Origin of the sequence: Pandoraea sp. SD6-2 (assembly GCF_000389825.1) — a bacterium.
GTDB lineage: Bacteria > Pseudomonadota > Gammaproteobacteria > Burkholderiales > Burkholderiaceae > Pandoraea > Pandoraea communis.
In genome coordinates this window covers 290717-302777 of sequence record NZ_KB944454.1, presented here as the reverse complement: position 1 = coordinate 302777, position 12061 = coordinate 290717, and the positions used below count along the sequence as shown (strand labels likewise).

Sequence of the window (12061 nt, the reverse complement as noted above, 5' to 3'; positions counted from 1 at the left end):
GCGGGGGAGCGGTGTCGGATGTTCATCGTTGACGGAGCCTCGGGTTGGAGACGACAGCGCACAGATCGGCGATCAGCACGAGCGCGAGGTAGGCGGTGCAAAACACCATCACGCAGCCTTGCACCAGAGGCAAATCGCGGTTGGTGACGGCGTCGACGAGCAGGCTCGCGAGGCCCGGATAGTTGAAGATCGATTCGACGATGACCACGCCGCCGAACAGGTACGACAGGCTCAGCGCCACGGCATTGGCGATCGGCCCGACGGCGTTCGGCAGCACGTGACGCCAGACGATGCGGATCGGCGATGCGCCCTTGAGCGTGGCCATTTCCACATAAGACGAACTCAGTTGGTCGATCACGGCCGCGCGCGTCATGCGGGCCATCTGCGCGACGATCACGCAGCACAGCGTCATCACCGGCATCGCGTAGATGCGCAGCAGATCGTCGAACGAGTTGACCGACGACAGGTACGACAGCGCCGGCAGCCAGCGCAGCTTCACGGCGAAGATCAGCACGGCGACGGTGGCTACGAGGAATTCGGGCACGGCCACCACCGCCAGCGTCAGCACATTGAGCGCGCGGTCGAGCAGCGAGCCGCGCCACATGGCGGCGGCCACACCGATACCGAGCGCGAGCGGCACCGACACCAGTGTGGTGAGGCCGGCGAGCACGAGCGAGTTGGGCAGGCGCGTGGCGATGAGTTGCGCGACCGGCAGGTTGTTCGACATCGAATCGCCGAAATTGCCGGCGAACATGTGGGCCAGCCACTGGAAGTAGCGCGTGATGGCCGGTTGGTCAAGACCGAGTTGATGACGCAACGCAGTGACCGCTTCGGGAGTGGCGGCCTGGCCGAGCGCCATCTGAGCGGCGTCGCCGGGCAGCAGGGCCGTGATCGTGAACACGATCGCCGACACGATGAGCAGTGTCAGCAGGGCCAGGCCGAAGCGTGCTGCGACAAGTCGTTGCACCTGGGCTTTCATCGGAAACGTCTCCGGTAGATACGACACCGCGCGTGGGGGAACGTCGGTGCCCAACCGGTGCGCGCCGAATGAGGCCGCGCGCACCGCACACTTCCTACTGCAACTTCACCTGCATCGGCTGCGCGCAAGCGCGAGCCCAGAGGATCATCAGCGGCCGGCACCCGGAGGCGCGGCCGCTGCCGGCATCACGCGTCGAGCCAGACGTGCTCGGAGAACGCGAAGCCCATCAACCCGGCCAGCGGGATCGAGCCCAGGCCCTTGAGCTTGGTGGTGTGCCCGTCGAGCGACGACAGGAACATCGGGATGCCGATGCCGCCGTTCTGATGGATGAGCGTCTGAATGTCACCGTACAGCGCCTTGCGCTTGGCGTCGTCCGGCTCGCCGCGTGCGGCCACCAGCAATTGGTCGAACTTCGGGTTCTTCCAGTTGGCTTCGTTCCACGGCGCGTCGGAGCGGAAGAACTGCGTGAGCAGCACGTCGGCGCTGGGGCGGGCGTTGACCGAGCCGAACGTGAGCGGGTGCTTCATCCAGTGGTTGGCCCAGTAACCGTCGGCCGGCACGCGGGTGATCTGCAGGTTCAGGCCGGCCTTCGGCGCGGCCTGTTGCAGCAGCATGGCCATCTCGACCGAGCCTTCGGCGGCGGGGGTCGCGTAGACCTGCAACGGCGAGCTTGTCAGGCCTGCCTTCTTAAAGTGGAACGCGGCCTTCTCCGGATCGAACGGACGTTGCGGCAAGCCGGGCATGTAGTAGCGGTTGCTCGGATCGATCGGCTGATCGTTACCGATGGCGCCGAAGCCTCGGAACACCGTCTTGCGAATCTGTTCGCGGTCGAACAGATGCATCATGCCGAGGCGGAAATCGGCGTTGCCCGTGATGCCGCCTTCGTCGCGCATGATCAGGTCGGTGTACTGACCGGTCTTGGTTTCCAGCACGGCGAAGCCCGGGGTGTTCTTGATGCGTTCGGTCGAGCGTGCGCTTACGGAATTGATGAGCTGCACGTCGCCGGACAGCAATGCATTCACACGCGCCGATTCCTCGCCGATGCCGATCAGTTCGATTTCGTCGAGATGCGGCAGGCCCGACTTCCAGTACTTCTCGTTACGCACGCCTACTGTGCGCACCCCTGGCGAGAACTCCTTGACCTTGAACGGGCCGGTGCCCACGGCGCTCTTGAAGTCTTTGGTGCCGTCCTGAATGATGAGGAAATGCGACGTGGCGAGAATCACCGGCAGGTCGGCGTTCGGGCCTTCGAGCGTAATGGTGACTTCGTTCGGGCCGGTGGCTTTCACGTCCTTGATCTGATCGGCCAGGGTCTTCGCTTTCGAGGCCGTGGCAGGGTCCTTGTGCCGCAGAATCGAGTAAGCGACGTCGTTCGGCGTGAGGGTCTTGCCGTCGTGGAACTGCACGCCGCTGCGCAGCTTGATGACCCAGACCTTGGCGTCCTTGGTGTCGATCGATTCGGCCAATGCGAGCTTGGCACCGAGTTTCGAGTCGAGTTCGGTCAGGCCGTTGTAGAACATGTTGGCGCGCACATAGTCGGTGGCCAGTGCGCCCTTGGCGGGGTCGAGCGTGTCGGCCGCCGACGCCGATTGCGTCGCCACGCGAATCTTGCCGCCGCGCTTGGGCGTCTGGGCGAAAGCCTGGCCGCTGGCCGTCAGCAATCCCGTGCCCGCCATTGTCAGCAGACCGCCGGCAGCCATCGCGCGAAGCAGATCGCGGCGTTGGGTGCCTCGCTGGCTCAGGCTCTCATCCGGTGTACAGAGCGCGTCGACACCGTTGACCGATTTTTCTGATTTCATTGCACATCTCCACGTAGGGGTTGCCGAAGGATCGGGGTTGCCAGTTTTTCGCGACGCCGCAGCGCCGGTTGAATCAATAGAAAACATCCTTGATGCGGAAATACGCGCCGACCAGCGGCAGGAACCACGGCTTGCCCGTGTGTCCCGGAATCGCCGGCCAGTCGAAGTCGCGCCACGGATTGGCTGCGGTGTCGCCGTTCATCACATCGGCCATGATTTGGCCCATATGCGTCGCCATCTGTGTGCCGTGCCCGCTGTAGCCCATCGAGAAGTAGATGCCGTCGTGCTGGCCTGCGCGCGGCAGCCGGTCGGCGGTGATGTCGACCAGGCCACCCCAGCAGTAGTCGATGCGGGCCTGGGCGAGCGAGGGAAACAGTTGAACGAGGTTGGCACGCAGGATGCGACCGCTGCGCGCATCCGACGGCTGTTCGGACGCCGTGAAGCGAGCCCGCCCGCCGAGCACCAGCCGATGATCGGGCGTGGTCCGAAAATAGTTGTGCATCAGGCGGCTGGTGACGTAAGCGCGACGCTTGGGCAGCAGCCGGTCGAGCGTGTCGCTGCCGAGCGGCTCGGTCACGATGATGAACGAGCCGACCGGTGCCATGCGGCGCCGGTACCAGCCAAACGGTCCGTGGCGCGACGGGCCGGTGGCCACCAGCACCTGAGCGGCGATCACGTCGCCGCGCTCGGAGACGACGCGGTACGTGCCGTCTCCCTGCTTGACGATCTGGGAGACCGGTGCGTGTTCGTGAATGCGCGCGCCCTGACGGACGGCGGCGTTGGCGAGCCCGACCGCGAACTTGCCCATGTGCATCTGGCCGCCGTGACGTTGCAGCAGGCCACCGTAGAAGGCGTCCGAGCCGATTTCGTCACCGATGTCGGCGCGGCCGATGAGCTGCACGTCGGGATCGACGTCGCGCGCGATCAGTGCTGCGGTAGCTTCCAGATGCGCCAGATGATGAGGCTTGGCGGCCAGCTTGAGCTTGCCGCGGCGGCTGTAGTCGCAGTCGATCTCTTCCTCGCGAATGACGCGCTCGACCGTATCGACAGCCGAGGCGTACGCGCGATAGCAGTCCCGGGCGCGCTCGGCGCCGAGCTGTGCGCTCAGTGCCGCGTAGTCTTGCGCCACGCCTGTATTGCAATGCCCGCCGTTGCGTCCCGAGGCCCCACCGCCGATCGGACCGGCATCGAGCACCGTCACCGACGCGCCACGCTTGCCGAGCGCCAGCGCGGCCGACAGGCCGGTGAAGCCCGCGCCGATCACGGCGACGTCGGTCCGCCCCTCGACAGGACCTTCCTGGGCGCCGAGGAAGCGTGGTGCGGTATCGAGCCAGTACGATTCGAGTTTCATTGGCGTGGTGAGAGTCTAGGGACGAGACAAACGGGTGGAGCGAACGGCGGCTTACAAGCCGAGCTGCACGGCCAGGTCGACGATGTCCTTGACCGGCGTGTATTCGTAGAACGGCGCTTCCGGCTCGTGGCCGCGCAACACCATCGCCTTGTGCTTGATGCCCAGGTCGTGTGCGGTCATCAGGTCGTAGCGCGGGCTCGAGGACACGTGCAGGATTTCGTGCGGCTGCACATTGAGCTTCTTGAACATGTATTCGAAGCCCTGCATGCGCGGCTTGTAGGCACCGACTTCTTCCGCAGTGATCACGGCGTGAAACGGCGCACCGAGTTTCTCGATGTTGCTCATGATCTGCTCGTTGGCGGCGTTGGTCAGGCCGACCAGCTTGTACTTCTTGGCAAGGCGCGACAGACCTTCCGGCACGTCCGGGTGCGGACCCCAGGTCGGCACGGCCAGATAGAACCGTTCGGCTTCCTCGACCTTGAAGGTCACGCCGGTGCGCTCGCAGGTGCGGCGCACCGAGTCGACCACCACGTCGCGATAGGGCTTCCAGGCACCGAGCACTTCGTCGCGGCGATAGGCGGCAAACAGCTTCACGAAGTTATCCATCGCCTCGCCTTGCAGGCGGTCGCCGTAAATTTCGCGGGCCATGTCGGCCATGCGGAATTTAACCAGTGTGCCGTAGCAATCGAAGGTGATGAATTTCGGCTCGAAGTCGATCATGATCTCTGTCCTCAGTGAAGGGCGAACCCTTGGGGGTTCCCGGGCGAAAGAAAGGGGGGCTGCGTCGAAGTCGCCCGTGTCGGGATGCGCGTTTTGCGACATCCATGTGAAAAATTAAACCAAATCAAAATTTTGGCTTCGCGTTGAAATGTCCGGTGCAAACATAGAATTCCATGCGTTTTAGGGGGCATGAACAGCACGATATGCTTCGCGCTTTTTTGGCTCGGTAGTAACCCGGATGCCTGACTGCCGGGAAGCGTCGTGCGCTGTTTCATCGTTTGTCCGGCTGCGGTGCGCAAGCCCGTCAATAGCGAACGGCGAGCGTTCACGCACCCGCTGCGCCGCGTCTGTTCATTCGCTCAGCCGTTCAGATCGATCAGCACGGCCTTGCTGCGCAGGTTGGCTTCGAATGCCTGACGGCCGAGGTCCTTGCCGAGCCCCGAGCGCTTGAAACCACCGGTGGGCAGCACGAAGTCCGACGACCGGCCGTAGCGGTTGACCCAGACATTGCCCGCATCGATGCCGCGCACCATGCGCATGGCGCGGCCAAGGTTGGCCGTGTGCACACCTGCGGCCAGGCCGTAGTCCTCATGCTGTGCCAGTTGCAGCGCTTCTTCTTCGGTCGTGAAGGTCTGCACGGTCAGCACCGGCCCGAAGACTTCCTCACGCACGATCTCGGCGTGCGCGTCGACGCTTCGCAGGATGGTGGGGGCATACCAGGCGCCACCGGTGCCGCCGTCGATCGGCTTGCCGCCGCATACCACGTCGGCGCCGGCGCTGCCCGCCCGGTCGACGAGTCCGCCGATACGTTGCGCCTGCGCTGCGCTGATGATGGGAGAGAGCGTCGTGCCGGCCGCCCACGTTGCCCCCGGGCGCAACGCACCGAAGATGGGGGCAAGGCGCTCGATCAACGCGTCGGCGATGCCAGCCTCGACGAGCAGCCGTGAGCCGGCGTTGCAGACTTGTCCGGCATTGCCTGTGATGCCCATGGCGATGCGTCGTGCGACGGCGTCGAGATCGGGCACGTCGGCGAACACGACCTGCGGACTCTTGCCGCCAAGCTCCAGCGTCACCGGCTTGGTGCCGGTTTGTGCGCAGGCCGTCATGATGGCCGCCCCTGTGCGGGTCGAACCGGTGAACGTGACCTTGCCCACGCGGGGATGACGCACCAAGGCATCGCCGGTCACACGTCCGTCGCCTTGTATCACGTTGAAGATGCCGGCCGGCACACCCGCCTGGATCGCGAGTTCGGCGAGTCGAAGCACGGAAAAGGGCGTCATTTCGGATGGCTTGATGACGATGGCGTTGCCGGCGGCGAGCGCGGGCGCCGCCTTCCAGATCGCCATGACCAACGGAAAATTCCATGGCGCGATCGCCCCCACCACGCCGATCGGTTCGGTGATGGTCATGCCGAGCAGCGACGGGTCTGTCGCCGCCACCTCGCCGCCATGTTTGTCGGCATGCTCGGCGTAGAAACGCAGACATTCGGCGGTGTACGGCACATCCCAGGCTGCGGCGTCGCGCACCGGGCGGGTCGAGCCGATGGCTTCGAGCGGCGCGAGCGTGGCGACATCGCCTTCGACCAGATCGGCCAGGCGGCGCAGCACGCGGGCACGCTCGCGCGGCGCGCAGGTGGCCCAACCACTGTGACGGAAGGCGTGCCACGCGCGACTGGCCGCATGATCGACCATGCCGGCGTCGGCCATCGCCAGCGCGGCGTAGGGGCGCCCGCTGGACGGGCAGATGACGTCGGCATAAGTGTTCCCGGCGTCGACGAGACTGCCGTCGATGAAATGTCCGCTGCGGATGCTGACCTGGGCGGGATCGAAACTGTCCATGCTGATTCTCCGGGGCCGCCTCGGCGCACGGTCCGGGCCGACAGGCGATCTGGTTGGGAACGGGAGCGATGTGGGGTAGGGCCGTGCGGTGCTGCCCTGTGTCATGGTAGTCAGAGGCGCGTGGCAGATTGCGCCGAAACAAATGCGCAGACCGCATGAGGCAATGGTTTTCGGTGCATACGCGACACGTTTTGTCGCGTTCTTTTCGTCGCGCGGGATTGTGGCGCCGAATAACAGGATCGTCCTATGCAATGATCGGGCGGGGCGCCATAGTGAAGGCGTCGTGAGCCATGCTCACCCTGTATCCGGCAATGCTCCAAGGAGGCTCGGCGTGTCCGAATTCCCAGCATCATCCCGGCTCGTCTACCGGCCCTTCACGGCGGCCGATGTGTCGGCTGGCCATCGACTTTCCAGCGCCGCGCGCTGGCCGCACAAACCCGACGACTGGCGCTTTCTGTTGCGTCAGGGGCAGGGTTTCGTCGCGCTCGACGGCGACGAGGTCGTTGGCACCGCACTGTACTGGCAGTACGGCGAGTCAGGCGGCTCGCTCGGCATGGTCATCGTCTCGCCAGACCGGCAGGGCCGAGGCATCGGCCGCGAACTGATGGAGCGCATGCTCGACGCGCTCGGCTCGCGCACGACCGTGCTGCACGCCACGCCGGCCGGTCAGCCGCTCTATGAAAAACTTGGCTTCACCGCCATCGGCAAGATCGATCAGCACCAGGGCACCGCACGTCGCCCGCCGTTGATGGAACTGCCGCCCGGCGAGCGGCTGCGCCCGCTCGGCGCCAACGATCCGGAGCGCCTGATCGTGCTCGCCAGCCGTGCCAGCGATCTCGATCGCCGTCGCATTCTGCCGGCATTGCTCGATATCGCCGATGGCATCGCGCTGGAGCACGATGGCGAACTGCTCGGCTTCTCGCTGTTCCGCCGTTTCGGCCGCGGCTTCGTGATCGGCCCGGTGGTGGTGAGCCGCAAGGGGGGCGACGCACTGGCGCAGCAGCGCGCCGAGGCGATGATCGCGCACTGGCTGACGCTGCACGAAGGCCGCTTCGTGCGGATTGATACACCGGCAGACAGCGGGCTGACCGACTGGCTTGCGTCGCTTGGGCTGGCGCGTGTCGATACCGTCGTGAAGATGGCCCGTAACGGTGTGCCGCGCAGCGACGACGAATTCTGCCAGTTCGCCATCATCAATCAGGCCATCGGCTGACAGGGGGGCGGGCAATGTCGTTTTTGTACAAGGCCGATCCGGCGCGCGGCGCCGTCTGGGCGCGTCTGTTCGCCGAGCGCGCCCCCGAGGCGGGCTTTCGCATGTGGCCCGACGTGGGCGATGCCCGCGATGTGAGATACCTCGCCGCCTGGAAGCCACCCGAAGACTTGCATTCGCTGCTGCCTAACGTCGAAGTGGTGTTCTCGACCGGGGCCGGCATCGACCAGTTCGACCTGTCGCTGATACCGGCGCATGTGCCGGTGGTGCGCATGGTCGAGCCCGGCATCATCGAGGGTATGGTGGAGTACGTCACGCAGGCCGTGCTGACGTTGCATCGCGACATCTTTGCGTATGCCCGCCAGCAGGCGGCACGCGAGTGGACGGAATTGACGGTGGTGCCCGCCGGCGAGCGCCGTGTCGGTGTACTCGGCCTGGGCATGCTTGGGCAGGCCGTGTTGGCGGAACTGCGTCGCTTCGGCTTCGATTGCGCCGGCTGGAGCCGTACGCCGCGCGAGGTCGAGGGCGTGAATTGCTATGCCGGCTACGCGTCGCTGAACGCCTTTCTTGCGCGCACCGACTATCTCATCTGCCTGCTGCCGCTCACCGCAACAACGCGCGGCATTCTGGACAAACGTCTGCTCTCGGGGCTGCCGCGCGGGGCATCGTTGATCAATGTCGGTCGCGGCGGCCATCTCAATCAGTACGATCTGCTGGCGCTGCTCGACAGCGGTCATCTGGCAAATGCCATTCTCGATGTGACCGATCCGGAGCCGCTGCCGGCGTCGCATCCGCTGTGGGCTCACCCGAACGTGCGCATCACGCCGCATATCGCCAGCGCCACGCGTCCGGAGACGGCCGTGGAAGTGGTGCTCGACAACCTGCGCCGGCATCGCGACGGGCTGCCGATGATCGGTCAGATCGATCGCAGCCAGGGCTACTGACATCTGGGCGGACCCCGCACAGCAGAAAATGCTGCGTGCGCCGAAAATACGCGGCGCACATTCTTTTTTCGGCATTATTTGGCGGCGCGTGCGTGCCGGCGACTCTCTAGTATGGAAGGCGTGTTCACCCCCTTCCATCGACAAGCCGAGAGAATCCAATGGCCAAGCAAGCGCTTCTCGATGCCGACCGCCGGCATCTGATCCATCCCGTCGTCAGCTATCGCGCCCACGAACAGCGCGGTGCGACGTTGCTCGAATCCGGTCACGGCGCTTACCTGCGCGACATCGACGGCAACGAATTGCTCGATGCTTTCGCGGGGCTGTGGTGTGTGAACGTCGGCTACGGGCAGCAGAGCGTCGTTGCGGCGGCGGCCGAACAGATGACGAAGCTGCCGTACGCCACCGGCTATTTCCACTTCGGCAGCGCACCGGCCGCACAACTGGCCGAGAAGTTGGTCTCGATCGCGCCGCGCTCGCTGCAGCACGTCTACTTCTCGCTCGGTGGCTCGGACGCGGTCGACGCTGCGTTGCGCTTCATCACGCATTACTACAACGTCACAGGCCGTGCGCAGAAGAAGCATTTCATCTCGCTGGAGCGTGGCTATCACGGCGCTTCGTCGGTGGGCGCGGGGCTCACGGCACTGGCGTCGTTCCACCGCGGCTTCGACGTGCCGCTGCCGACGCAGCACTATCTGCCGTCGCCGTACGCCTATCGCGATCCGCTGGGGCGTGACGGCCAGGCGCTGATCGATGCCAGTGTGGCGGCGCTCGAAGCGAAAGTGGCGGCGCTCGGCGGCAGCGATTATGTGGCGGCGTTCTTCTGCGAGCCGGTACAGGGCTCGGGCGGCGTGATCGTGCCGCCGAAGGGCTGGCTGCGGGCCATGCGCGACGCGTGCAAACGCCTCGATATCCTGTTCGTGGCCGACGAGGTCATCACGGGCTTCGGCCGCACGGGTCCGATGTTCGCGTGCGAGATCGAACAGGTCGAGCCGGACATGATGACCGTGGCCAAGGGCCTGACCTCAGGCTATGCGCCGATGGGGGCCGTGCTCATGAGCGACGCGATTTATCAGGCCATCGCCGAGGGCGAGCACGGCGCCGTTGTCGGGCATGGGCAGACGTACTCTGCGCATCCGGTGAGTGCCGCCGTGGCGCTCGAAGTCATCCGACTGTACGAAGGCGGCTTGCTGGCCAACGCTCAGGCGGTGGCGCCGGTGTTCGGTGCGGGGCTCGACTCGCTGCTCGATCACCCGATGGTCGGCGACTCGCGCCATCTCGGTCTGCTCGGTGCGGTAGAGCTCGTGGCCGACAAGGCCACCAAGGCGCGCTTCGATCCGGCGGTGAAACTGTCGGACAAGATCGCTTCGGCGGCGTATCGGCACGGTGTGATTTTCCGTGCGTTCGCCGACAACATCCTGGGCTTCGCACCGGCGTTGTGTTTCACCGCGCAGGACGTTTCGCTGATGGTCGATCGCGTGCGCGCCACGCTCGACGAAGTGCTGCAGGACGACGCCGTGAAGGCGGCGGTGAGCGCCGCGCAGGGGGCCCGGAAAGCCGCATGAGCAGGGGCTCGACGGCATGATGGGCGGCCTCGTGCGGGGGCTTGTGGCGCGTTAGCGCTGTGTTAAGATCGTTGACGATCTACGATTGACCAAGCCCCTGCGGGCGCGAAGACACGACGATGGGCACGGACTGCAAACTTGACCGTATCGACTTGCGCATTCTCTCGCAGTTGCAAAAGCGAGGCCGCATTACCAACCTGGAACTGGCCGACGCCGTCGGCCTCTCGCCGAGCCCGTGCCTGATACGCGTCAAGCGCCTTGAAAAAGCCGGTTACATCGCCGGCTACGGTGCGCAGATTCAGCTTGAAAAGCTCGGCGACGTTCAGTTGGTCTTCACCGAAGTGACCCTGGCGGATCATCGCCGCGAGGACTTCATCCGCTTTGTCGACGCCATTCGCGATGTCGACGAAATCGTCGAGTGCCATCTCGCCAGCGGCGGTTACGACTACCTGCTCAAGTTCGTCACGCGCAGCGTCAGTCACTATCAAAGCATCATCGAAGGGCTGCTGGAGCGCGACATTGGCATCGAGAAGTACTTCAGCTACGTCATCATCAAGTCGCCGTTCGTCAAGACGCAGTATCCGCTCGAATCCCTGTTCGCTCCGCGAGGCTGAGCACATCGGGGGGCAGCCGACTCACCCGCATCTCAGCGTGTCGACGCGGGCACGCCCATGCCGCCTTCCCAATGACTGAATTCCTCGGCCAGGAAGTTCACGCACGCGCGGACTTTCGCCGACCCGGCAAGTCGTGTCGGATAGACCGCCCACACGTTAGCGGGCTGCGTCACATCGGGCAGTACCTGCACCAGCGTGCCGTCCTCGAGCAGCGGCTGCACCTGCCAGATCGAACGTAGCAGAATGCCCTGCCCATCAAGCGCCCATTGCACGGCCACTTCGCCGTGATTGGTCGACAGCGGGCCGGTGACCTTGAGCGACACCGTCTCGCCGCGATGCGACAAGCGCCACACGCCGAACGGGTGATCGCGCTCCTTGATGGCGATACAGGCGTGCCCGGCCAGATCGTCGATCTGTCGCGGCGTACCGTGCTCGGCGAGATAGGCGGGCGATGCACACAGCACACGGTGATTGGCCGCCAGTCGCTTGGCAATCAGATGCGGTGCGATGTCGTCGCCGATGCGCACGTCGAGGTCGTATCCTTCGGCCGCGACGTCCACGATGCGATCGAACAGATCGAGCCGCACGTTCAGTTGCGGATGCAGCTCGCGCAGGCGCGACATGGCAGGCGCCACCATGTGCCGCCCGAAGCCGAAACTGCTCGATACACGCAACATGCCGCGCGGCACCTGGCGGGTGGTCGAGACGTCCTCGATCAGATGATGCACGTCGTCGAGAATCTTCTCGGCCCAGGCATAGACACGTTCGCCGGCATCGGTGATGGTGACGCGGCGTGTGGAGCGGTGCAGCAGCTTGGTGCCCAGCGACGCTTCGAGTATGCCGACGCGTTTGCTCACATAGGCCGGCGACGCGTTCAATGTGTCTGCGGCGGCAGAGAAGCTGGCCTTGCGCGCCACGAGGCAAAACACGCGCAGGTCGTCGAGATTCGGCGAGGCGGACAGGGCGGGAGAGGTCAGTGCCATGCTTTATTCACACTTCGTGGATAGTTGGTCAACAGTTAGGTGGATTCTATTCGGTTTTTGG

10 protein-coding genes are annotated in these 12061 nt (G+C 64.9%); 4 read left to right on the top strand and 6 right to left on the bottom strand.

Annotation, left to right across the window (positions count from 1 at the left end):
- Positions 1-22: 22 nt before the first annotated feature.
- The 5 genes from C266_RS17750 to C266_RS17730 all read right to left on the bottom strand — a co-directional run bounded on the left by C266_RS17750 (position 23) and on the right by C266_RS17730 (position 6687).
- Entirely contained in the window at positions 23-979 is a 957-nt protein-coding gene (locus C266_RS17750) for an ABC transporter permease (protein ID WP_010804988.1), read from the bottom strand.
- A 185-nt stretch (positions 980-1164) separates the two neighbouring features.
- On the bottom strand, positions 1165-2778 hold the full coding sequence (locus C266_RS17745; protein WP_010804989.1) for an ABC transporter substrate-binding protein: 1614 nt from the start codon (positions 2776-2778) through the stop codon (positions 1165-1167).
- Between the two features lie 73 nt (positions 2779-2851).
- The gene (locus C266_RS17740; RefSeq protein WP_010804990.1) at positions 2852-4129 is read right to left on the bottom strand and encodes an FAD-binding oxidoreductase; all 1278 of its coding nucleotides are present in this window, start codon (positions 4127-4129) and stop codon (positions 2852-2854) included.
- A gap of 51 nt (positions 4130-4180) precedes the next feature.
- Positions 4181-4849, bottom strand: a complete 669-nt coding sequence (locus C266_RS17735; protein WP_010804991.1) for a haloacid dehalogenase type II — start codon at positions 4847-4849, stop codon at positions 4181-4183.
- A 359-nt stretch (positions 4850-5208) separates the two neighbouring features.
- On the bottom strand, positions 5209-6687 hold the full coding sequence (locus tag C266_RS17730) for an aldehyde dehydrogenase (protein ID WP_010804992.1): 1479 nt from the start codon (positions 6685-6687) through the stop codon (positions 5209-5211).
- A 331-nt stretch (positions 6688-7018) separates the two neighbouring features.
- Between C266_RS17730 and C266_RS17725 the strand changes: the two genes are divergently transcribed.
- The 4 genes from C266_RS17725 to C266_RS17710 all read left to right on the top strand — a co-directional run bounded on the left by C266_RS17725 (position 7019) and on the right by C266_RS17710 (position 11017).
- Complete coding sequence (locus C266_RS17725; protein ID WP_010804993.1) at positions 7019-7900, top strand: GNAT family N-acetyltransferase; 882 nt, start codon at positions 7019-7021, stop codon at positions 7898-7900.
- 14 nt (positions 7901-7914) lie between these two features.
- On the top strand, positions 7915-8841 hold the full coding sequence (locus C266_RS17720; RefSeq protein WP_010804994.1) for a glyoxylate/hydroxypyruvate reductase A: 927 nt from the start codon (positions 7915-7917) through the stop codon (positions 8839-8841).
- Positions 8842-8999: 158 nt separating this feature from the next.
- Entirely contained in the window at positions 9000-10403 is a 1404-nt protein-coding gene (locus C266_RS17715) for an aminotransferase class III-fold pyridoxal phosphate-dependent enzyme (protein WP_010804995.1), read from the top strand.
- A 119-nt stretch (positions 10404-10522) separates the two neighbouring features.
- Positions 10523-11017 (top strand): Lrp/AsnC family transcriptional regulator, encoded by a 495-nt coding sequence (locus C266_RS17710; RefSeq protein WP_010804996.1) that lies wholly within the window; start codon positions 10523-10525, stop codon positions 11015-11017.
- Positions 11018-11049: 32 nt separating this feature from the next.
- On the opposite strand, the gene C266_RS17705 is transcribed toward C266_RS17710, so the two are convergent.
- Complete coding sequence (locus tag C266_RS17705) at positions 11050-12000, bottom strand: LysR substrate-binding domain-containing protein (RefSeq protein WP_010804997.1); 951 nt, start codon at positions 11998-12000, stop codon at positions 11050-11052.
- Positions 12001-12061 lie beyond the last annotated feature (61 nt).